Below are 21,436 nucleotides of genomic sequence, written 5' to 3'. Positions count from 1 at the left end.
ACCCATGAGCACCCACGACTCCGCCCTGGTCCCCGTGAACCCGCCCGTCGACGCCACCGTGCGTGCGCCCAGCCCTGAGCGTGCCGCGGAAGTGCGGCGCGACACCAACGAGACCCGGATCTCGGTGCGCGTCGACCTCGATGGCACGGGCCGCGCCCAGCTCGCCACCGGCATCGGCTTCTTCGACCACATGCTCGACCAGATCGCCCGCCACGGGCTGATCGACCTGGAGGTGCAGGCCGAGGGCGACCTGCACATCGACGGCCACCACACGGTGGAGGACGTGGGCATCACGCTCGGCATGGCGGTGGCACGCGCCGTGGGCGACAAGAAGGGCATCACCCGCTACGGCCATGCCTACGTGCCGCTGGACGAGGCGCTGTCGCGCGTGGTGGTCGATTTCTCCGGCCGGCCGGGCCTGCACATGGACGTGCGCTTCACGGCCGGCAGCATCGGCGGCTTCGACACCCAGCTGGCCTTCGAGTTCTTCCAGGGCTTCGCCAACCACGCCGGCGTCACCCTGCACATCGACAACCTGAAGGGCCACAACGCGCACCACCAGTGCGAGACCATCTTCAAGGCCTTTGCCCGGGCACTGCGCATGGCGCTCACACCCGACCCGCGTGCGGCGGGCATGGTGCCGTCCACCAAGGGAAGCCTCTGACATGGCACGCACCGTCGCGGTGGTCGACTACGGCATGGGCAACCTGCGCTCGGTGTCGCAGGCGGTGATGCACGTGGCCGAGGGCTCAGGCGTGGAAGTGGCCGTCACCTCGCGCCCCGAAGACGTGCGCGCCGCCGAACGCGTGGTGCTGCCGGGGCAGGGCGCGATGCGCGACTGCATGCGGGAGCTGCGCGACTCCGGCCTGCAGCAGGCGGTGCTCGAGGCCGCGGCGACCAAGCCGCTGATGGGCGTGTGCGTGGGCATGCAGATGCTCCTCGACCACTCGGAGGAACAGGACACCCCCGGCCTCGGGCTGATCCCGGGCCGGGTGAAGCGCTTCCGGCTGGACGGCCGCCTGCAGCCCGACGGCAGCCGCTACAAGGTGCCGCAGATGGGCTGGAACCGCGTCCACCAGCAGCCGCACGGCGGGCGGGTGCATGCCTTGTGGGCGGGCATCCCGGACGAGGCCTGGTACTACTTCGTCCACAGCTACTACACCGAGCCCGCCGATCCGGCGCACAGCGCGGGTTCCACCGAATACGGTGCGCGCTTTACCTGTGCGGTGGCCCGGGATAATATTTTTGCCACCCAGTTCCACCCGGAGAAGAGCGCCGCGCACGGCCTGGCCCTGTACCGCAACTTCCTGCACTGGAACCCCTGATGCCCGGGGCGCGCACACCGCTTGCCGCGGTGCCTGCCCGCTGACCGCGCCACCCGCGCGGCCCCTTCCTCCTTCCCCACTCGTGCTCGCCGAGCCATGCTGCTGATCCCTGCGATCGACCTCAAAGACGGTCACTGCGTCCGCCTGCAACAAGGCGACATGGACGCCTCCACCACCTTCGGGGAGGACCCGGCCGCCATGGCGCGACGCTGGGTGGACGCCGGCGCACGCCGGCTCCACCTGGTGGACCTGAACGGTGCCTTCGCCGGCAAGCCGGTGAACGAGGCGGCGATCAAGGCCATCCTGAAGGCCGTGGGCGACGACATCCCCGTGCAGCTGGGTGGCGGCATCCGCGACCTCGACACCATCGAGCGCTACCTCGACGACGGCCTGAGCTACGTCATCATCGGCACGGCCGCGGTGAAGAACCCCGGCTTCCTGCGCGACGCCTGCACGGCCTTTGGCGGCCACATCATCGTGGGCCTGGACGCCAAGGACGGCAAGGTCGCCACCGACGGCTGGAGCAAGCTCACCGGCCACGAGGTGGTGGACCTGGCGCGCAAGTTCGAGGACTACGGTGTGGAGGGCGTCATCTACACCGACATCGGCCGCGACGGCATGCTCACCGGCATCAACATCGAGGCCACGGTGAAGCTGGCGCAGGCGCTCACCATGCCCGTGTACGCCTCGGGCGGCCTGTCCGGCATCGCCGACATCGAGGCCCTGTGCGCGGTGGAGCGCGAGGGCATCGCGGGCGTGATCTGCGGCCGCTCCATCTACACCGGTGCCCTGGACCTGGCCGCCGGCCAGGCCCGCGCCGACGCGCTGGCCGAGCAGCAGGCGGCGCCGACCTGATGCTCGCCAAACGCATCATCCCCTGCCTGGACGTGACGGGCGGCCGGGTCGTCAAGGGCGTCAACTTCGTCGAGCTGCGCGACGCGGGTGACCCGGTGGAGATCGCCGCGCGCTACAACGAGCAGGGCGCCGACGAACTCACCTTCCTCGACATCACCGCCACCAGCGACGGCCGCGACCTGATCCTGCACATCATCGAGGCGGTGGCCTCGCAGGTGTTCATCCCCCTCACGGTGGGCGGCGGCGTGCGCACGGTGGACGACGTGCGCCGGCTGCTCAACGCGGGGGCGGACAAGGTGAGCTTCAACTCCGCCGCCGTGGCCCACCCGCAGGTCATCCGCGACGCCTCGGACAAGTACGGTGCCCAGTGCATCGTGGTGGCCATCGATGCGAAGCGGCGTCATGGCGACGACCTCGCGGCGCGCGGTCCGGGCTGGGACGTCTACACCCACGGCGGCCGCAAGAACGTGGGCCTGGACGCGGTGGCCTGGGCGCGCCAGATGGCCGAGCATGGCGCGGGCGAGATCCTGCTAACCAGCATGGACCGCGACGGCACCAAGATCGGCTTCGATCTGGAACTCACCCGCGCGGTGAGCGATGCCGTGCCGGTGCCGGTGATCGCCTCGGGCGGCGTGGGGGCGCTGGACCACCTCGTCGAAGGCATCCAGCAGGGCGGCGCCGACGCCGTCCTGGCCGCCAGCATCTTCCACTACGGCGAGTTCACGGTGGCGCAGGCCAAGGCCCGCCTGGCCGCGGCCGGCGTGCCGGTGCGCCAGTGAAGCCCGCGCGCGGCCCGGCGCCGCCCCGGCCGGGTGGTGCCTCGCGCGCGCCGCACCAGGTGCGCATCATCGGCGGCCAGTGGCGGCGCAGCGTGCTGCCGGTGGCGTCGCTGCCGGGGCTGCGCCCGACACCCGACCGCGTGCGCGAGACCCTGTTCAACTGGCTGGGCCAGGACCTCACCGGCTGGCGTGTGCTGGACGCCTTCGCCGGCTCCGGGGCGCTGGGCTTCGAGGCGGCATCGCGCGGTGCGGCCGAGGTGCTGCTGGTCGAGCACGACCCGACGCTGGTGCGCTCGCTCGACGCGAGCCGCGAGCGGCTGAAGGCCACCGGGCTGCGGGTGCAGCGCGGCGACGGCCTGGGCGTGCTGCGCGGCGGCCGTGCCCGCTGGGAGCTGGTGCTGCTGGATCCGCCCTTCGACGCCGGCCTGGCGCAGCCGGCGCTCGCCGCAGCCGCCGGGGCCGTCGTGCCGGGCGGCTGGGTCTACCTGGAAAGCGGCGAGCCGGCGCCCGCGCCGCCCGCCGGCCTGCGGCTGCACCGCAGCGGCCGGGCAGGGGCGGTGCACTACGCGCTGTTCCAGGCCGACCCCGCCTGACCGGGCCGCCGCCCTACACTGCGCCCCCATGACCGCCACCCGCCCGCTGACCGCCGTCTACCCCGGCACCTTCGACCCCATGACCCTGGGCCACGAGGACCTCATGCGCCGGGCGAGCCGCCTGTTCGACCGGCTCATCCTGGCGGTGGCGGCCGGGCACCACAAGCGCACGCTGTTCACCGTGGACGAGCGCTTGGCCATCGCCACCGAACTCGCGCAGGCCTACCCCAACGTGGAGGTGGTGGCATTCCGCGGGCTGCTGCGCGACTTCGTGGTAGGCCACGGCGCGCAGGTCGTGGTGCGGGGCCTGCGGGCGGTGAGCGACTTCGAGTACGAGTTCCAGATGGCGGGCATGAACCGCCAGCTCATGCCGGATGTGGAGACGATGTTCCTCACGCCCAGCGACCAGTTCCAGTTCGTTTCCGGCACTTTCGTGCGCGAGATTGCCATGCTCGGCGGTGATGTCTCCAAGTTCGTGGCACCCTCGGTGCTGCAGCGGCTGAAGGAGCGTATGGCCCAGCCGCGCGACCCCAGCTGATCCTCCGGCGGCTACTGCCCGCCTTGTCCGTTCCCGCCATGGCCCTGACCATCACCGACCAGTGCATCAATTGCGACGTGTGCGAGCCCGAGTGCCCGAACGACGCGATCTCCATGGGCGAGGAGCACTACCTCATCGACCCGAACCGCTGCACCGAGTGCGTGGGGCACTTCGACGAGCCGCAATGTGTGCAGGTCTGCCCGGTCGAGTGCATCCCGGTGAACCCCGAGCGGGTGGAAACGCGCGAGCAGCTGCAGCGCAAGTTCCACACCCTGCAGGCGCAGGCGCGCGCCGAGGCCGAGGCTAGCTCTCGGGGCTGACGGCCGGTGGCGCCGCGGGCGGCCGCGGCGGCTTGGGCCGCGGGGGCTGCGCGTGCAGCTTCATCACGGCACGACCCATCTCGCCCGCGGTGAGCAGGTCCAGGTGGCGCAGCGACTCCTCGATGCAGCGCTCGATGGCGTCGCGCTCGTCGGCCGGCGGCTTGCGCAGCACGTAGTTCGCCACCTCCGCCTTCACGCCCGGGTGGCCGATCCCCAGGCGCAGGCGCCAGAAATCCGCCGCGCCCAGCTGGGCCTGGATGTCCTTCAGCCCGTTGTGGCCGCCGTTGCCGCCGCCCTGCTTGAGCTTCATCTGGCCGGGCAGCAGGTCCAGCTCGTCGTGCACCACCAGGATCTCGGCCGGCGCGATCTTGAAAAAGCGCGCCAGCGGCGCCACCGACTTGCCCGACACGTTCATGTAGGTCATGGGCTGCAGCAGCCACAGCGGGCCGCCCTGCTCGGCGGGGCGGTTCACGCGCGCCACCAGGCCGTGGTAGGCGCGGTCGGGCTGCAGGCTGGCCTTGAGCAGGCGGGCGGCGCCGTCCACCCACCGGAAGCCGGCGTTGTGGCGGGTTGCTTCGTATTCGGCGCCCGGGTTGCCCAGGCCGACGATGAGACGGATCATCCGGTGGATTATCGGCCGCCTACCGGGCGCCCAGGGGGGCGCCCAGGGCGGCGCGGGCGCCGGCGATCACCGCCTGCCCGATCTGTTCCATCAGCCCGGTATGGGCCGGCGTGACGGGGCGGTCGCCCGCCGCGGGTGGCAGCAGCCGGGGCTCCTCCAGGCTGCTCAGCTTCCACTGGTGCCAGTACAGGTCCACGTCCAGCGTCACCTGCGGCAGCAGCGGCCGCAGGGCGCCGCTGGCCAGCGCGTCGCGCGCCAGCAGCTCGGGCAGCACGGCGACGCCCCAGCCCATGGCCGCGGCGCGCGCGCCGGCCTCGCTGCTGGGCACGTAGCGCTCCTTCAGCCGTGGCGCGCGCACGCCGAAGGCCTTGGACACCCACTGGGCCTGCATGTCGTCCTTGCGGTTGAAGACGATGAAGGGCACCTGCGGAAAGTTGTGCGGCGTCAGGCCGTCGGGCATGGCGCGCTCGATGAAGGCCGGGCTCGCCACCGCCAGGTAGCGCATGTGGCCCAGCGGCTGGCACGAGCAGCCGCGCAGGGCGTGGGACACCGTGCTCACGCAGCCCAGCACCTCGCCCTGGCGCAGCCAGTCGTGCGTGAAGTCCTGGTCGTCCACGATGAGTTCCAGCCCGTAGCCCTCGCGCTGGCCGGTGCGCACCAGCGCGTCCAGGGCCGGCAGCACCCAGGTGGCGAGGCTGTCGGCGTTCACCGCGATGGGCAGGCGCTCGTCGCGCGCCAGCACCGTGCCCAGCTCGCGCGCGGCGTCGGCGCGCAGGGCCTGCATCTGGCGGGCATAGCGCAGCAGCACCTTGCCCGGCTCGGTGAGACGCAGCGGGCGGGCCCGCACCACCAGCAGGTGGCCGGCGCTGGCTTCCAGCGAACGCAGGCGCTGCGACACGGCCGACTGGGTGATGGACAGCAGCTGCGCCGCCCGCTCGAAGCTGCCCGCCTCGGCAAGGGCGGCCAGGCACTCCAGTCCCGCGGGGTCCAGCGCATTCATGCGGTATGGCTAATGGGCGTCATCAGGCTGGCTAATGTAGCCGCTGACCTGCCGATGCACCTTGGCGCGGGCACGCCAGCCGCCGGAACATGGCCGCTTCCAACGTCCAACCAGGAGACAAGCCATGCGCATCGGCGTGCCCAAGGAGATCAAGAACCACGAGTACCGGGTCGGCCTGACCCCGGCGAGCGTGCGCGAGTTCACCAGCCACGGCCACGAGGTCTTCGTGCAGGCGGGCGCGGGTGCGGCCATCGGCCTGGCCGACGAGCACTACGCGGCCGCCGGGGCGGTGCTGCTGAAGGATGCGGCCGAGGTGTTCGCCAAGGCCGACATGATCGTGAAGGTGAAGGAGCCCCAGCCCGCCGAGTGCGCCATGCTGCGCGAGGGCCAGATCCTCTACACCTACCTGCACCTGGCGCCGGACCCGGAGCAGACCGCGGCCCTGGTGAAATCCGGCGCGATCTGCGTGGCCTACGAGACCATCACCGGCCCGGGCGGCGGCCTGCCGCTGCTGGCGCCGATGAGCGAGGTCGCCGGCCGCATGAGCATCCAGGCGGGCGCCGCCCACCTCGAGAAGAGCAAGGGCGGCATGGGCGTGCTGCTGGGCGGCGTGCCCGGCGTGGAGCCGGCGCACGTGCTGGTGATCGGTGCGGGGGTCGTCGGCACGCACGCCATGCAGATGGCGATCGGCCTGGGTGCGCGTGTCACCGTGCTGGACAAGAACGTGGATCGCCTGCGCCAGATCGACATGGTGTTCGGCAACCGCGTGAAGACGCTGTACTCCAACGCCCAGACGCTGGAGGAGAAGGTGCTGGAGTCCGACCTGGTGATCGGCGGCGTGCTGGTGCCCGGTGCGGCGGCCCCCAAGCTGGTGACCCGGCCGATGGTGCGCTGCATGAAGAAGGGCGCCGTGCTGGTGGACGTGGCCATCGACCAGGGCGGCTGCTTCGAGACCTCGCGTGCCACCACCCATGCCGAGCCCACCTACATGGTCGACGACGTGGTGCACTACTGCGTGGCGAACATGCCCGGCGCCGTGGCGCGCACCTCCACCTTTGCGCTCAACAACGCCACGCTGGCCCACGGCCTGGCGCTGGCGGACAAGGGCTGGAAGCAGGCCCTGCGCGACAACCCGCACCTGAAGAACGGGCTGAACGTGGCGGCAGGGCAGGTGACCTACGAGGCCGTGGCACGCGACCTCAACTACGCCTACGTGCCGGCGGACACCCTGCTGAACTGACAAGGGGCCACACGGCCCCTTTTTTCATCCCGCTGCGCGGCAAGCTCAGGGCGCAGGTGCCGTGCCCGTGACCCGGTACTGGCCCACGCTGCCGAAATCGCTGTAGCCGGTCGTGGCCGGGTCGTTGACGCCCACGCCGTCCACGGCCAGGTAGTACAGGCCCGCCGAGGGCAGTGTCACGGACACGGTCGCGGACAGCGTGGCCGCAGGGTTCGCCACGGCGATCGAGCGGCCCGTGCCATCGAGCACGCGCAGGTGCACGTCGAGGTTGGGTGACGGCGTCGCACCGGTGACCGTGAACGTGGCCCGCCCGGCGCCTGCCTTGAAGCTGAACCAGTCCCGGTCCGAGCTCGATTCGATGACCCCGGTGCCGGACAGCGTGGACACGCCGGCCTGGGTGTCGGCATGCAGGGGCGTGGCCGTGGCGCTGGTGGCGCCGTGGTCGTCGCGGCGCAGCGGCAGGCCGTGGTTGCCCATGACCAGGAAATCGCCTTCCAGGTTGTCCGCCGTGGCGTACTCGCCCTTGCTCCACTGCACCACCGGCTGGTAGTAGCCGACGCCCATGATGGGCGCCCAGCCGGTGTCGCCCGTGCCGTGGCCGGTGTAGTAGCTGCCGCCGGAGTAGCCGTCATGGCTGAGGCCCAGGTTGTGGCCCGCCTCGTGCGAGATGGCCTCGGCGACGTACTTGTCGTGGCCGCCACCCAGCGCGTCGAAGAACACCAGCGCCGGCTTGTAGTAGTCGCCCACATAGTCGAACACGCCGACGTAGGCGACGCCACCGCAGCCGCACACGTACACCCCGTCACGCCGGGTGATGAGCACGGTGGTGCCGAAGCTGGTGTCGGCGCTGGAGCTGCGGGTCAGGCGGCTGGCCGCCGGCACCTGCGTGGTGACGTCCACGTCCAGTGGCGCGAAGTCCTCGGCCACGCGTTGCCAGATGGCCTGGATGCGTCGCAGTTCCTCGTCATTGAAGCTGGCAGGGTTGCCGTCGAGGTCGAATGCCGGTGCGTCGATGGGTGCGCCGCCGCTGTTCCACGCGGTGTTGGTGAGCACCGCGCCGTCGAAGTCCAGGTAGATGGTGCGGCGTGCCAGCGGCCGGCTGTGCAGGAGGAAGGTGTACTCCAGCGGGATGGGCTGGTCGAGGTAGGCGGGGCTGGCACGCTCCGGCGCGGGCGTGGCCGGCAGCGGCCGGTCCAGGGTGTCCACCACGTAGAGGCGGCCGCGGGCATCGAGCCGCAGCGTGGGGTCGCTCAGCAGGGCCCGGCGAAGCGCGTCTGGGCTCCGGCGGTGCCAGCGTGCCACCGCGTCCAGGGCCGGTCCGAGGGTGTCGATGGCCCGCTGGCCGCTGAGCCCGCTCTCGGGCAGGAGCAGGGCAGGCGCCGGCGGTGGGGCCGTCGGGACGGGATCGGCGGCCGCGGCGCGGGTGGCGGCCGACGCCGCGGGCAGGGCGATGGCCATGGCGGTGGCGCCACAGCAGGCCAGCACCAGCCGGTGCACCAGTCGTGTCAAGGGCATGCGGTCCTTCCTCATGGGTCGAGGCGCCAGCATAGCGCCGTGACCCGCCGCCCTGCCGTGCAAGTTGCACGGCAGGGCGGTGCCGCGGTGCCCGGACGGCCGGGGCTCAGGGCGCCGGCACGGTCCCCGTGATGCGGTACTGGCCGAGGCTGCCGTAGTCGCTGTAGCCGTCCGTGGCCGGGTCGTACACGCCCACGCCGTCCACCGTCACGTAGTACGTGCCGGCGGCGGGCAGGTTGAACGACAGGCTGGCGCCCAGCGTGGTAGGCGGCTTGGCCTTGGCGATCACCGTCCCCGCGGCGTTCGTCAGCTTCACGAACACGTCGAGGTTGGCCGAGCGGCTGTCGGGCGACACGGTGAGCGAGCCGGCGCCGGCGCCCGCGGTGAACTTGAACACGTCCTTGTCCTTGCGGCGCTCCACCACGCCGCTGCCGGCCAGGTTGATGTTGCCGCCGTTGGGCGTGGTGGACAGGGCGGTGGCGGTGGCGGCCTTGTTGCCGTGGTCGTCGGGCCGCAGGGGGGCGCCGTTGTTGCCGATGACCACGATGTCGTCCTCGTGGTTGTTGGCGGTGTTGTACTCGCCGATGCTCCACTGCACGACGGGCTGGTAGTAGCCCACGCCCATGATGGGCGCCCAGCCGGTGTCACCGCTGCCATGGCCGGGGTAGTAGCCGCCGCCGGAATAGCCGTCGTGGCTCAGGCCGAGGTTGTGGCCCACCTCATGGGTGGTGGCCTCGGCCACGTATTTCTCGTTGCCGCTGCCCAGCATGTCCCAGAACACCAGCGCCGGCTTGTAGAAGTCGCCCACGGCATCGAACACGCCCACATAGGCCACGCCGCCGCAGCTGCAGTTGTAGACGCCGTTGTGGTTGGTGATGAGGGCGGTGGTGCCGTAGACCTCGTCGGCCATGCTGCTGCGCGTGAGCTTGTCGGCGGCCGGCTCCTCGGTGGTGACGTTGACATCGAAGGGCGCGAAGTCCTCGGCCACGCGCTGCCAGATGTACTGGATGCGCTCCAGCTCCATGTCGGAGAAGTTGGTGTTGACGCTGCCGTCGGCGTCGAAGGGCTGGGCCGTGATGGGGCCGCCGCCGTTGTTCCAGGCGGTGTTGGTCAGCACCGCGCCGTTGAAGTCCAGGTAGATGGTGCGCTTGGCGCCGGGGCGGCTGTGCAACTTGAAGGTGTCGGCCAGGGGCGCGGTGAGCACACCGGGCTCGGAGGCCGGGCCGTTCTCCGGCGCCGGCGGCAGCGGGTGGTCGAGCTGGTCCACCACGTACAGCCGGCCCTGGCGGTCCAGGCGCATGAGGGGGTCGCGCAGCAGCATCTCGCGCAGCGCTTCCGGGCTGCGCTTGTGCCAGGCGGCCACCTCGGGCAGCCGGTCGCCCAGCAGGTCGATGGCGCGCTGGCCGGAGGCGCCCGCCTCGGGCAGCGACAGGCGCGGCGCCGGCGCGGCGGCGAAGGCGGTGGACAGGGCGGCGCTCAGCGCAGTGGCGGCCAGGCTGGCGCGCCAGGGCAGGGGGTGGGACATGGTGCGTCTCCGGATCGGGGTGGTAGGTGGCGCGCCAGCATGCGTGTCCCACCGCCGCGCGAGCATCCCCAGGCCAAGGGGCATGCGCCCCCAATGTGCGACCAGACGCAACAGACACCCCCGGAAACGACACACCCCGCCGGGGCGGGGTGTGCAGGGAGCCGGGCAGGCGAATTACTTCTTGCCCTTCTTGCCCTTCTTGTCGTCCGCGGCGGGGGCCGGCGCGGCGACGATTTCCTCTTCCGGCTTCGGCTCGGTGACGGCCACGACCACCGGGTTCAGGTTGCCGTGCTTCACCACCTTGATGCCGGCGGGCAGCTGCAGGTCCGACACGTGCAGGCTCTTGCCCTTGACCAGGCCGGTCAGGTCGACGCCGATGAACTCGGGCAGCTCGACCGCCAGGCACTCGATCTCGATCTCGGTGGCCACGTGGCTGACCAGGCACTTGTCGGTCTTCACGGCGACGGAGTTCTCTTCGCCGGAGAAGTGCAGCGGCACCTTCTTGCGCAGGCGGGTGGTCTCGTCCACGCGCTGGAAGTCCACGTGCAGCACCTGCTGCTTCCAGGGGTGCATCTGGAAGTCACGCAGCAGCACCTTCTGCTTGGCGCCGTTCAGTTCCATCTCGAGAATGGACGAGTGGAAGGCTTCCTTCTTGAGGGCGAAGTACAGCGCGTTGTGGTCCAGCTCGATCATCGCGGGCTCGCCGGCCCCGAAGACGATGCCGGGCACCTTGCCCGTGTTGCGCAGGCGGCGGCTCGCTCCGGTCCCCTGCAGCTTGCGCTCGAAAGCGACGAATTCCATGACACTCTCCAATGAGTCGGGGCGTCCGCGACCAGATGCGCCCCTGGGTGAATGGGCAGCCTCGAAAGACGGCCGCCCGGCGAAAGAGACCTGCGGCGCAGGCCTCAGAAGTTGTTGTTCTGCTCCGCGAACATCGAGGTGACGGATTCCCCGTCGGAGATGCGGCGGATGGTCTCGGCGAACAGGAAGGCCACCGACAGCTGGCGGATCTTCGGGCAGCCCCGGCCGGCGTCCGACAGCGGAATGGTGTTGGTGATCACCACCTCGTCGAGGTGGGACGACTTGATGCGCTCGATGGCGGGGCCGGAGAACACCGCGTGCGTGCAATAGGCATACACGCTCTTGGCGCCGCGCTCCTTGAGCACCTCGGCCGCCTTCACCAGCGTGCCGGCGGTGTCGATCATGTCGTCCATGATCACGCAGTTGCGGCCTTCGATCTCGCCGATGACGTGCATCACCTCCGAGACATTGGCGCGCGGACGGCGCTTGTCGATGATGGCCAGGTCGCAACCGAGCTGCTTGGCCAGCGCGCGCGCGCGCACCACGCCGCCGACATCGGGGCTGACGACGACCAGGTCGGGGTAGGACTTGGCCTTCAGGTCGGTCAGCAGCACCGGCGAGGCGTAGATGTTGTCCACCGGGATGTCGAAGAAGCCCTGGATCTGGTCCGCGTGCAGGTCCATGGTGAGCACGCGCTCGACGCCCACGGTCTCCAGCAGGTTGGCCACGACCTTGGCCGAGATGGGCACGCGCGTGGAACGCGGGCGGCGGTCCTGGCGGGCATAGCCGAAATAGGGGATCACGGCGGTGATGCGTCGAGCGCTGGCGCGCTTCAACGCATCGGCCATGATCAACAGCTCCATCAGGTTCTCGTTCGTGGGTGCGCAGGTGGGCTGCACCACGAACACGTCACGGGCGCGGACGTTCTGCTGGATCTCGACCGTGACCTCGCCGTCGGAGAAGCGGCCGACGGACGCCTTGCCCAGCTCGGTGCCCAGGTGGGTGGCGATTTCCTGGGCCAGCACCGGGTTCGCGTTGCCGGTGAAGAGCACGGTGTTGAACAGCACGGGGGAACTCCGGGAAGGCAACGGGAGGCGGGGGACGAGAAGGGCGCGCTACAGACGACAACGGCGCAGTGCCTGGCAATCAGCAGCGCGCCGTCGTGTTGTGAAGAATTTGGCAGGGGAGGAAGGACTCGAACCCTCGCATGTCGGAATCAAAATCCGATGCCTTAACCAACTTGGCGACTCCCCTACACAGGACCCGGCCTGACGGCCACGCCCTTGAAACCTTTCAGCCCGGCCACCCGACGAGCGGGTGCTGATCCAGACCACGGCACATTCGACCGACCCAGCCTTCGGGCAAACCGCCTTCGGGCATGGTCGCCACAGGTTGGTCGCCTGTGCCGGCTCTCGCAAACACCGCACTGCCTGAGCCGGTCATCCGGCTGTTGCCGAACCGGGCTTCCAGCCACTGCCCTACTGCGGCCACTTCGGGGCACAAGGCCTCTGCGGCTGCCTGCAGGTCGTTGCGTCCCGGGTATCCGGTGCGCTCTGCCGTTGGCTGCTCAGCGCTTGCTTTTGCGTCTGCGAGAAAGCCCACTACTGTAGCAGCGTTCGTGTCACGTGTCAGCAGGGGGCTCGAAAAAATCTTGGCGGTGGGCAGGGCGGCGGCCGGCTTGAGCACCGCGTAATGCTGCCGCGAGGGAGGCACGGGCAGCTCGATGGGCGTCAGGCGTTCGCCGATGCCCTCGACCCAGGCCGTGCGGCCGCCGATGAAGAACGGCACGTCCGCGCCCAGCTCCAGCGCCAGCGGCAGCAGCTGCTCGCGCGTCCAGTGCAGCCCCCACAGCCGGTTCAGGCCGAGCAGCACCGTCGCGGCGTCCGAGCTGCCTCCGCCCAGCCCGGCCCCCCAGGGCACCTGCTTGTCGATGTGGATGTCGGCGCCGACGCGGCAGCCGCTCGCGGCCTGCAGGCGCCGGGCGGCGCGCAGGCACAGGTCGTCCTCGGGCAGCGCGGGCCCCAGGTCATGGCGCAGCAGGCGGCCGTCGGTGCGGCGCTCCAGGTGCAGGGTGTCCGCCCAGTCGATGAGCGTGAAGACCGACTGCAGCAGGTGGTAGCCGTCCTCCCGCCGCCCCACGACGTGCAGGAAGAGGTTCAGCTTGGCCGGTGCGGGCAGGTCGTACAGGGCGAGCAGGGACATGGGCGAAGGGCGACGGTGGCGCGCCGTGTCAGGGCGCGGGGTCCAGGCGGGCGCGGACGCTGACGCCGGGCGGGTCCAGGCGCTCGGCCTGCAGCGTGGCCGCGTCCGCCCAGCGGCTGAGGTCCACCGCCCAGCCGAGCTGCACGAAGCCCTGTGCCGACGGTTCGTGCGGGGCACCGGGCCACGGCCGGCCGGCCAGCCAGTGCAGCAGCGCCGCCAGCGGCAGCGGCTCGCCCAGCGCCTCGCGCGCCAGGGTGGTCAGGTCGGGGAAGTGGCGCCGTCCCTGGCCGTCGTCCAGCTGCACGCCCTGCGGCCCCCATTCCGCCTGGGCCACCTGCGTGCCCAGCGGGCCCAGCAGGCGCAGCCGGCCGGTGGTCTCGTCGCCCTGCAGCTCGAAGGCGGCGCTGTGGCTGCGGCTGCCCTGGTCGCCCTCGGCGACCTTGACCACCAGGCGGCCGGCGCGCAGCGCGCCCGGCGGCGCGGCGCCCGGCGGCGGTGCGGTGGCGCAGCCCGCCAGCACCAGGCCGGCGGCCAGCCAGGTGGCAGCCCGTCGTTTCACAGGGCGACCTGCAGCCGCTGCAAGGTCTCGCGCAGCACCTCGTTGTCCGCCTCGCGGCGACGCCCGTCGCGCCACACCTGCAGGGCCTCGTCACGCCGCCCGAGCGTCCACAGCACTTCGCCCAGGTGGGCCGCCACCTCCACATGGGGGCGGGCCCGGTGCGCGCGGCGCAGCAGGGCGACGGCCTCCTCGGGCCGCCCGAGCCGGAACTGCACCCAGCCCAGGCTGTCGAGGATGAAGGGGTCGTGCGGTGCCAGGCGCGCGGCCTGCTGCACCAGCGACAGGGCCTCCGACAGGCGCAGGCCCCGGTCCGCCAGCGAGTAGCCCAGGGCGTTGTGCGCGTGGTGGTCGTCCGGCTTGAGCGTGATCACGCGGCGCAGCAGCGCCTCCATGTCGTCGAAGCGCGCCAGGCGCTCGGCCACCATGGCCAGCTCGTACATGAGCGTGGTGTCGTCGGGTTGCTGGCGCAGGGCGCCGAGCAGCAGCTCGTGCGCTGGCCCCCACTGGCGGCGGTCGCGCAGCACCTGGGCCTCGGCCAGCAGCCGGGTGCGCGCCTCGGGCGCGTCGCGCACGGCGCCTTCGCGCACGAGGGCCCGTGCCTGATCCATGCGACCCTGGGCCGCCCACACGCTGGCTCGCCGCACCAGCACCGACATGTCCACCCGTTCGGGCGGGATGCGGTCGAGCCACGCTTCGGCCGCACGCAGGTCGCCCTTCTGTTCGTGCGCCTGGGCCATGAGCAGCACCGCGAGGTCCGCCGTGGCATGGGGGTCGCGCGGTGCGCGGGTGCCAGCGCCGGGCGTGTCGGCGGGCTCGTCGGCGCCGGTGTCGGCGGCAGCGGTCGGCTGCGACAGCACCCGCTCCAGGGCGCGGATCGCTTCGTCGTTCTCGCGCAGGTCCACCAGGTAGGCCCCCAGCGTCAGCCAGGCGCCCGGCTGCTCGGGCTGGGCCTGCAGCACCTGGCCCAGCTGCTCGGCTGCCTCGCCGATGCGCTGCTGCTGGTCCAGCGCGCGGGCGTAGGCCAGCCGCACCACCGTGAGCGCCTCACGCTGCACCAGGTAGCCCTGCACCAGGGTTTCCGCTGCCGGCTCCTTGGGCATCAGCTCCAGCGCCACCAGCACCGGCCCTGGCGCGGCCGGGTCCTCGGCCAGGGCGCGCCGGGCGTGGTCCAGCGCCTTGGCCGGCTGGTCGGCGGCCAGCGCGAGCCGCGCCAGGGCGGTGCGGGCGGCCGTGCGCGTGGGGCTGGCGCCGGCGTAGGGCGCGAGCGCCTGCTCGGCGGCCGCCAGCGCGCGCGGCTTGTCCGCGAAGGCCCCCAGGAAGCGGGGCACCGCCGCGATGGTCGCGCCGCGGTCGGTCGCCGGCTGGCGTTCGATCAGGGTGCGCAGCGGCTCCGCCACGTCGGCCGGGCGGTCCAGCGCCGCCAGCAGCTGCAGCTGCGTCTGCACCGCGGCCACCGACTCGGGCAGCGTGGCCCGCCAGGCGCGCACGGTGGCCAGCGCGCGGTCGCCGGACCGGGCCGCCACGGCGATCTCCACGGCGCGCTGGAAGAGCTGCTCGTCGCGGCTGCGCCGGGCGGCCGCCAGCATGTCGCCATAGGCGTCACCCAGGTCGCCGCCCTGGGCCTTGAGCTCGGCTTCGATGAGGGTCTCGAGCAGCGCGGCGTCGAGCGCCGAGTTGGGCGCCGGCGCGCTGGCCGCCGCCGCCGGTGCCGGTGCCGTGGCCGGGGCCGGGGCCGGCTGGGCGTGGCTGGCGCCCGCGCCCGCCAGCACGGCGGCCGCAGCCAGGAGACGCAGCGGGGCAGGGCGGCGCGTCGGCGCGGGGGCGGGCGTGGCGGGCATGGGGTCCTTGCAGGCGGAGGCGACGATTCTAGGAGGCGGTCGCGGGGCGGCCGGCCGAGGGTGTGACCCCGGCCAGCCGGGATAATTCCCCCATGCCGGAACTGCCCGAGGTGGAGGTCACGCGCCGCAGTGTCGGCGGCGTCCAGGGTGCCCGCGTGCTGGGGCTGCGGCTGGGCAAGCCGCTGCGCTGGCCCCTGGGCGTGGACCCGTCACGCCTGGCCGGGCTGCACGTGGGGGAGGTGGGGCGGCGCGGCAAGTACCTGCTGCTGCCGCTGCTCGACGGGCCCGGGGCGGCGCCGGACGCGGCGCCCGGGGTGCTGCTGTGGCACCTGGGCATGTCGGGGTCGCTCGCCTGGTGGCCGCTGGGCCGGCCGCTGCCGGAGCCCGGGCGGCACGACCATGCCGACCTGCGCACCGACGCCGGCACGCTGCGCCTGACGGACCCACGGCGCTTCGGCGCCGTGGTCTGGGCACCCGGGCCCGAGGCGCCGCCGGCCAGCCGCCTGCTCGCCGGCCTGGGCCCCGAGCCGTTCGACCCCGCCTGGACGGCGGGCGACCTCCTCGCGCGCCTGCGCGCGCGGCGTGCGCCCATCAAGCCGGCGCTGCTGTCGGGCGAGCTGGTGGTGGGCGCCGGCAACATCTACGCCAGCGATGCGCTGTGGGAAGCGGGCATCGACCCGCGCACGCCCTGCACGCGCATCGGGCCGGCGCGGGCCACCCGCCTGCACGCGGCCGTGCGGCAGGTGCTGGGCGAGGCCATCGCGGCGGGCGGCTCCACGCTGCGCGACTTCCGCAACGCGCACGGCGAGGTGGGCCAGTACCAGGGCCGGCGCCGGGTCTACGGGCGCGAAGGCGAGCCCTGCGCCCGTTGCGGGGGCGCCATCCGGCGGATCATGCAGGGCCAGCGTGCGACATATTTCTGCCCTGGCTGCCAGCGTCGCTGACGCCGGCCGCGGGCACCGGGTGCCTTTGCTAGGATTTCCCACTCTTCTTCGCACCCCGGTGCGGGGCGTCCGCCGCTGCGTCTGCCGGCGCGGCGCCGCGTGCCCCCTGACGCCGACATGCCCATCCACTCCGTGGCCGAACAGCAGCTTGCGATGCAGCCTTTCCTGGCGCCCGGCCTCGACGCCCTGGCCGACTGGCGCCTGGCGATGGAGCGCGACCTCGCCCTGCTCGAGCGCTACCTGCTGGACGCCGACCTGCTCGACCCGGCGGCCCAGTCGGCCTCGCAATCGCTGCGCCAGCGGCTGGCCAGCGACAAGCTCGTCATCGCCTTCGTGGCCGAGTTCTCGCGCGGCAAGAGCGAGCTCATCAACGCCATCTTCTTCGCCGACGCCGGCCGCCGCGTCCTGCCCGCGACGCCCGGGCGCACCACCATGTGCCCCGTGGAGCTGTGCTGGGACGACCGCGAGCTGCCCACCCTCGACCTGCTGCCCATCGAGACGCGGCGTGAAGCCGCCTCGCTGGTGGAGTGGCGCGCCCAGCGCGAGCGCTGGAAGCGGCTGACGCTCGACCCGAACGACACCGAGGGGTTGGCGCGTTCGCTCAACGAGGTGACGGCCACCCGCCTGGTCACCGTGGACGAGGCGCGCACGCTCGGGCTCTGGGCCGACCAGTCGCCGTCCGACAACCCGCCCCTGCAGGCCGATGGCCGGGTGGAGGTGCCCGCCTGGCGCCACGCCATCATCAACTACCCGCACCCGCTGCTGCAGCGCGGCCTGGTGGTGGTGGACACGCCGGGCCTGAACGCCATCGGCACCGAGCCCGAGCTCACGCTGGGCCTGCTGCCCAGCGCGCATGCGGCGCTGTTCGTGCTGGGTGCCGACACCGGCGTCACCCGCTCCGACCTCGACATCTGGAACGACCACCTGGGTGGCCAGGGGCTGGCCAGCTTCGTGGTGCTGAACAAGGTGGACACCCTGGCCGACCCGCTGGCCACGCCGGCCGAGCGTGAGCGCGCGGTCGAGCGCCAGTGCGCCGACACCGCGGCCACGCTGGGCATTCCGCGCGGCCGGGTGTTCCCCGTGTCGGCCCGGCAGGCGCTGGCTGCCCGGCTCGCGGGCGACGAGGCCGGGCTCGCGGCCAGCCGCCTGCCCGCACTGGAGGCCGCGCTCAATGCCGATCTGCTGCCGCAGCGCCAGCAGGTGCTCTCACGCACCGTGATCAGCGGCGTGCAGTCGATGATCGAGCACGCCACGCGCCGCCTGCGCGACCAGCGCCGCGGCAACGCCGAGCAGATGCTCGAGCTGCGCAGCCTGCGCGGCAAGAGTGGCAGCCGCGTGGCGCAGATGCTGGTGCGCGTGCATGCCGACACGGAGGAATTCGAGCGCTGTGCGTCGCGGCTCACGGCGCTGCGTGCGGTGCACCTGCGCATGCTGCGCGACGCCCTGCATGCGCTGTCCAGCGACCGCCTGCGCGAGGCGGTGGCCAGCCTGCAGGCCAACCTCGGGACCAGCTGGTTCAACCTGCGCGCCCGCTCCGCGTTCGAAAGCCTGTGCCAGGGGCTGCTGGAGCAGGTCGACCGCGCGGCCCACCAGTGCGCCGAGATCGACCAGATGCTGCAGGCCACCTTCAAGCAGCTGAACGCGGAGTTCGGCTTCACCCTGGCGCTGACCCCCCCGCCCGACCTGGCGCCGTTCCGCGAGGAACTGCAGCTCATCGAGAAGGGCTACAGCCGCTACTTCAGCGTGACGCGGTCCCTGCGCATGAGCGGCCCGGCGTTCAACGACCAGTTCCAGCGCATGCTCATGAGCAAGCTGCGCGTGATCTTCGAGAACGCCTCGGCGGAGGTGGAATCCTGGAACCAGATGGCTTCGCAGCAGATCGACGGCCAGTTCAAGGACCGGCGGCGGGGCTTCAAGCGCCGCCGCGAGGCGCTGGAGCGCATCCAGCAGGCCACGGGCGAGCTGGAGCACCGGCTCGCCGAGGTGGAGCAGCAGGACGTGCGCCTCATGGAGGTGATCGAGCAGGCCTACGCGCAGGCCAACGAGCTGCGCCAGCTGGCCCAGCGCGGCCCCGCCACCGAGGGGCTGATGCGCGACGCGATCGACACAGAGCCCGGCACCGCCTCGCTGCTGGCCGGCGGCACCGACCTCGTGCTGCCCTGACGCCGCGATGAACGCCGACTTCGCCGGGCGCGTCGTCGCCTGGCAGCGCCGGCATGGCCGGCACGCCCTGCCGTGGCAGCGGACGCGCGACCCGTACCGCGTGTGGCTGTCGGAGATCATGCTGCAGCAGACGCAGGTGAGCACCGTGCTCGCCTACTACGAGCGCTTCCTGCAGCGGTTCCCCGACGTGGCCACGCTGGCCGCCGCCCCGGCGGACGAGGTGCTCGCCCTGTGGGCGGGGCTCGGCTACTACAGCCGGGCGCGCCACCTGCATCGCTGCGCCCAGGAGGTGGTGGCGACGCACGGCGGGGCGTTCCCCCGCCGCGCCGAGGTGCTGGCCACCTTGCCCGGCATCGGCCGTTCCACCGCGGCCGCGATCGCGGCGTTCTGCTTCGACGAGCGCGCGGCCATCCTGGACGGCAACGTCAAGCGGGTGCTCGGCCGTGCCTTCGCGGTGGACGACGACCTCTCGGTGGCGCGGCACGAGCGCGCCTTGTGGGCCCGCGCCGAATCGCTGCTGCCGCCGGCGCCCGGCGACATGCCGGCGTACACGCAGGGCCTCATGGACCTGGGGGCCACCGTGTGCACGCGCAGTGCGCCGCGTTGCGGCACGTGCCCGCTGGCCGACACCTGCCTGGCCCGTGCCGAGGGCCGGCCCGAGGCCTACCCGGTGAAGACGCGCCGGCTGCGGCGCAGCGCCCAGCGCGTGGTGCTGCTGTGGCTGTCGCAGCAGGACCGGGTGTGGCTGGTGCGGCGTCCCGCCACCGGCATCTGGGCCGGGCTGTGGTCCTTGCCCGAGTTCGATGCACCGGAGGTGCTGGCCGAGGCGCTGGCGGGCTGGCCGGGGCAGGCCGATTGGCTGCCGGGCTTCACCCATGTGCTGACGCACCGGGACCTGCACCTGGAGCCGGTGCGCTGGGTGCTCCCGGCCGGTGCCGACACGCAGGCGCTGCCGGGTGCGCGCTGGCCGCAGGGGCGCTGGGTGGACGCGGCGAGCCTGCCCGAGCACGGCCTGCCGGCGCCCGTGGCGCGGCTGCTCGCGGCGAGCGGGTGACCCGGCGCCCGGGCCCGCGCTAGACCAGCTTCTTGTCGCGCAGGTAGCGGTCGACGAGGGCCAGGCGCTGCAGCGGGTCGTCCAGCACCATGAGCTGCTGGCGCGCCGCCAGCGACAGCGGCAGCAGCTCGCACCAGCGGTTGGCCACCCAGCCGGCATTGCCGAACTCGCGCTCGGGGGGCAGGTCCGTGTCGGCGCGCAGGCTCAGCGCGGCATAGGCGCGGGCGAGCGCCAGGGCGGTGGGCAGCATGGGCTGGGGCACCACGCGGGGCGGGTCGTCCGCCAGCCACTGCACACCCTCGGCCTGCCACAGGCCGTTCGGGCCCTCCACCATGCCCGTCCAGCGGAACCGCCGGGTGCCGGTGCAGCGCACCTGCAGCCGCCCCGCGGCCGGCGCGTCCACGTCCACCAGACGCGCCAGCACGCCCACCGGCTCGAACAGCGGGGCCGGCGCGCCCGGCTGCCGCACCTCCTGGCCCTGCGCCAGGCACACCACGCCGAAGCCACGCTGCTCGCGCAGGCAGGTGGCCACCAGGTCGAGGTAGCGCGCCTCGAACACCTGCAGGCCCAGGCGCCCGCCCGGGAACAGCACGCTGCGCAGGGGGAACAGTGGCAGCACGCCGCCCGGGGCGTCGAGCGACAGGTCGGTCATCCGCGCGCGTCCAGCTCGCGGTGGCGCCGCAGCGTGGCCACCCGGCCGGCGAAGCGCTGGCCGAGCTGCTCGACGAAGTACACCGAGCGGTGCTGCCCGCCCGTGCAGCCGATGGCCACGGTGAGGTAGCTGCGTTGGTCCTGCGCATAGCCGGGCAGCCAGCGGGCCACGAAGGCCTCGATCTGGTCGAGCATCTCGCGCGCCTCGGGCTGGGCCAGCAGGTAGTCCGCCACGGGCGCGTCGCGTCCGGTGAGCGGCCGCAGCTCGCGGATGTAGAACGGGTTGGGCAGCACGCGCACGTCGAACACCAGGTCGGCGTCCAGCGGCACGCCGCGCTTGTAGGCGAAGGACTGGAACACCAGCGTCAGGCGCGACTCCGGCAGGCCCACCAGCTCGCTGAGCCACTGGCGCAGCTGGGCCGGGCGCAGGTGCGTGGTGTCGAGCACCGTGGAGCGCTCGCGCAGGTCGGCCAGCAGCTCGCGCTCCAGCTCGATCGCGTCGAACAGGGCGCGGTGGATGTCCTGGCCGGGACGCGGCTTGCTCAGCGGGTGCGGGCGCCTTGTCTCGGAAAAGCGCTTGACCAGCTCGGTGCTGGTGGCGTCGAGGAACAGGCTGCGCACCACCACGCCGCCCGCGCGCAGCTCATCCAGCACCGGCAGCAGGTGGGGCAGCGAGCCGGCGCTGCGCACGTCGGCGGCGATGGCCATGCGGCGCACGCCGTGGCGGGTTTCCACCTCGATCAGGTCGCGCAGCAGCTCGGGCGGCAGGTTGTCCACGCAGTAGAAGCCGGCGTCTTCCAGTGCATGCAGCGCCACCGACTTGCCCGAGCCGGAGATGCCGGTGACCAGCACCACCTCGCGGTCCGGCGCGGGCGGCGGGGGAATGGCGGGTAAGGGGGGCGGGGTGTCCAT

General features: G+C 72.5%; 22 protein-coding genes and 1 tRNA gene. 11 read left to right on the top strand and 12 right to left on the bottom strand.

Annotation, left to right across the window (positions count from 1 at the left end):
* The first annotated feature begins 4 nt into the window (after positions 1–4).
* From hisB to ACE3UN_RS02330, 7 genes are all read left to right on the top strand, one after another.
* Positions 5–664 (top strand): imidazoleglycerol-phosphate dehydratase HisB, encoded by a 660-nt coding sequence (gene hisB / locus ACE3UN_RS02360; RefSeq protein ID WP_374673304.1) that lies wholly within the window; start codon positions 5–7, stop codon positions 662–664.
* Between the two features lies 1 nt (position 665).
* Positions 666–1,325, top strand: a complete 660-nt coding sequence (hisH, locus tag ACE3UN_RS02355; protein ID WP_374673303.1) for an imidazole glycerol phosphate synthase subunit HisH — start codon at positions 666–668, stop codon at positions 1,323–1,325.
* Positions 1,326–1,421: 96 nt separating this feature from the next.
* The gene (gene hisA / locus ACE3UN_RS02350) at positions 1,422–2,180 is read left to right on the top strand and encodes a 1-(5-phosphoribosyl)-5-[(5-phosphoribosylamino)methylideneamino]imidazole-4-carboxamide isomerase (protein ID WP_374673302.1); all 759 of its coding nucleotides are present in this window, start codon (positions 1,422–1,424) and stop codon (positions 2,178–2,180) included.
* Complete coding sequence (gene hisF / locus ACE3UN_RS02345) at positions 2,180–2,959, top strand: imidazole glycerol phosphate synthase subunit HisF (RefSeq protein WP_374673301.1); 780 nt, start codon at positions 2,180–2,182, stop codon at positions 2,957–2,959. The genes hisA and hisF overlap by 1 nt, the downstream gene beginning before the upstream one ends.
* Positions 2,956–3,552 (top strand): 16S rRNA (guanine(966)-N(2))-methyltransferase RsmD, encoded by a 597-nt coding sequence (rsmD, locus tag ACE3UN_RS02340; protein WP_374673300.1) that lies wholly within the window; start codon positions 2,956–2,958, stop codon positions 3,550–3,552. The genes hisF and rsmD overlap by 4 nt, the downstream gene beginning before the upstream one ends.
* Before the next feature lie 28 nt (positions 3,553–3,580).
* Positions 3,581–4,090: a pantetheine-phosphate adenylyltransferase gene (gene coaD / locus ACE3UN_RS02335; protein WP_374673299.1), complete on the top strand. Its 510-nt coding sequence runs from the start codon at positions 3,581–3,583 to the stop codon at positions 4,088–4,090.
* Positions 4,091–4,128: 38 nt separating this feature from the next.
* The gene (locus tag ACE3UN_RS02330; RefSeq protein WP_374673298.1) at positions 4,129–4,410 is read left to right on the top strand and encodes a YfhL family 4Fe-4S dicluster ferredoxin; all 282 of its coding nucleotides are present in this window, start codon (positions 4,129–4,131) and stop codon (positions 4,408–4,410) included.
* On the opposite strand, the gene pth is transcribed toward ACE3UN_RS02330, so the two are convergent.
* Complete coding sequence (gene pth, locus ACE3UN_RS02325) at positions 4,394–5,032, bottom strand: aminoacyl-tRNA hydrolase (RefSeq protein ID WP_374673297.1); 639 nt, start codon at positions 5,030–5,032, stop codon at positions 4,394–4,396. The two genes, ACE3UN_RS02330 and pth, sit on opposite strands and share 17 nt — an antisense overlap.
* Before the next feature lie 19 nt (positions 5,033–5,051).
* A complete protein-coding gene (locus ACE3UN_RS02320) occupies positions 5,052–6,032 on the bottom strand; it encodes a LysR family transcriptional regulator ArgP (RefSeq protein ID WP_374673296.1) in 981 nt (326 codons plus the stop codon).
* A gap of 124 nt (positions 6,033–6,156) precedes the next feature.
* Here ACE3UN_RS02320 and ald point away from each other — a divergent pair, with 124 nt between their 5' ends.
* Positions 6,157–7,272, top strand: a complete 1,116-nt coding sequence (gene ald / locus ACE3UN_RS02315) for an alanine dehydrogenase (RefSeq protein ID WP_374673295.1) — start codon at positions 6,157–6,159, stop codon at positions 7,270–7,272.
* A 45-nt stretch (positions 7,273–7,317) separates the two neighbouring features.
* On the opposite strand, the gene ACE3UN_RS02310 is transcribed toward ald, so the two are convergent.
* From ACE3UN_RS02310 to ACE3UN_RS02275, 8 genes are all read right to left on the bottom strand, one after another.
* Positions 7,318–8,787, bottom strand: a complete 1,470-nt coding sequence (locus ACE3UN_RS02310; protein WP_374673294.1) for a pre-peptidase C-terminal domain-containing protein — start codon at positions 8,785–8,787, stop codon at positions 7,318–7,320.
* 106 nt (positions 8,788–8,893) lie between these two features.
* On the bottom strand, positions 8,894–10,312 hold the full coding sequence (locus tag ACE3UN_RS02305) for a pre-peptidase C-terminal domain-containing protein (RefSeq protein ID WP_374673293.1): 1,419 nt from the start codon (positions 10,310–10,312) through the stop codon (positions 8,894–8,896).
* Positions 10,313–10,486: 174 nt separating this feature from the next.
* Entirely contained in the window at positions 10,487–11,113 is a 627-nt protein-coding gene (locus tag ACE3UN_RS02300; RefSeq protein WP_374673292.1) for a 50S ribosomal protein L25/general stress protein Ctc, read from the bottom strand.
* Positions 11,114–11,217: 104 nt separating this feature from the next.
* Positions 11,218–12,180, bottom strand: coding sequence for a ribose-phosphate pyrophosphokinase (locus tag ACE3UN_RS02295; RefSeq protein ID WP_374673291.1), 963 nt, complete (start codon positions 12,178–12,180; stop codon positions 11,218–11,220).
* Between the two features lie 110 nt (positions 12,181–12,290).
* Positions 12,291–12,367, bottom strand: a tRNA-Gln gene (locus ACE3UN_RS02290).
* Positions 12,368–12,406: 39 nt separating this feature from the next.
* Positions 12,407–13,315 carry a 4-(cytidine 5'-diphospho)-2-C-methyl-D-erythritol kinase gene (gene ispE / locus ACE3UN_RS02285; protein ID WP_374673290.1) on the bottom strand — a complete coding sequence of 303 codons (909 nt, stop codon included), beginning with the start codon at positions 13,313–13,315 and terminating at the stop codon, positions 12,407–12,409.
* A 28-nt stretch (positions 13,316–13,343) separates the two neighbouring features.
* The gene (locus ACE3UN_RS02280; RefSeq protein WP_374673289.1) at positions 13,344–13,874 is read right to left on the bottom strand and encodes a lipoprotein insertase outer membrane protein LolB; all 531 of its coding nucleotides are present in this window, start codon (positions 13,872–13,874) and stop codon (positions 13,344–13,346) included.
* On the bottom strand, positions 13,871–15,712 hold the full coding sequence (locus ACE3UN_RS02275) for a tetratricopeptide repeat protein (RefSeq protein WP_374673288.1): 1,842 nt from the start codon (positions 15,710–15,712) through the stop codon (positions 13,871–13,873). Before ACE3UN_RS02275 ends, ACE3UN_RS02280 begins: the two co-directional genes overlap by 4 nt.
* Positions 15,713–15,804: 92 nt before the next feature.
* Between ACE3UN_RS02275 and mutM the strand changes: the two genes are divergently transcribed.
* The 3 genes from mutM to mutY all read left to right on the top strand — a co-directional run bounded on the left by mutM (position 15,805) and on the right by mutY (position 19,873).
* Positions 15,805–16,656, top strand: coding sequence for a bifunctional DNA-formamidopyrimidine glycosylase/DNA-(apurinic or apyrimidinic site) lyase (mutM, locus tag ACE3UN_RS02270; protein ID WP_374673287.1), 852 nt, complete (start codon positions 15,805–15,807; stop codon positions 16,654–16,656).
* A 117-nt stretch (positions 16,657–16,773) separates the two neighbouring features.
* Positions 16,774–18,819 carry a dynamin family protein gene (locus ACE3UN_RS02265; RefSeq protein ID WP_374673286.1) on the top strand — a complete coding sequence of 682 codons (2,046 nt, stop codon included), beginning with the start codon at positions 16,774–16,776 and terminating at the stop codon, positions 18,817–18,819.
* Positions 18,820–18,826: 7 nt separating this feature from the next.
* The gene (mutY, locus tag ACE3UN_RS02260) at positions 18,827–19,873 is read left to right on the top strand and encodes an A/G-specific adenine glycosylase (protein ID WP_374673285.1); all 1,047 of its coding nucleotides are present in this window, start codon (positions 18,827–18,829) and stop codon (positions 19,871–19,873) included.
* 19 nt (positions 19,874–19,892) lie between these two features.
* On the opposite strand, the gene ACE3UN_RS02255 is transcribed toward mutY, so the two are convergent.
* Positions 19,893–20,525 (bottom strand): LON peptidase substrate-binding domain-containing protein, encoded by a 633-nt coding sequence (locus tag ACE3UN_RS02255; protein WP_374673284.1) that lies wholly within the window; start codon positions 20,523–20,525, stop codon positions 19,893–19,895.
* Positions 20,522–21,436, bottom strand: coding sequence for an RNase adapter RapZ (gene rapZ, locus ACE3UN_RS02250; RefSeq protein ID WP_374673283.1), 915 nt, complete (start codon positions 21,434–21,436; stop codon positions 20,522–20,524). Before rapZ ends, ACE3UN_RS02255 begins: the two co-directional genes overlap by 4 nt.

It is taken from the genome of Ideonella sp. (assembly GCF_041918995.1).
GTDB lineage: Bacteria > Pseudomonadota > Gammaproteobacteria > Burkholderiales > Burkholderiaceae_C > Ideonella.
Note: the sequence above shows the minus strand (reverse complement) of the source record. Positions and strands in the feature narration are given on the sequence as shown.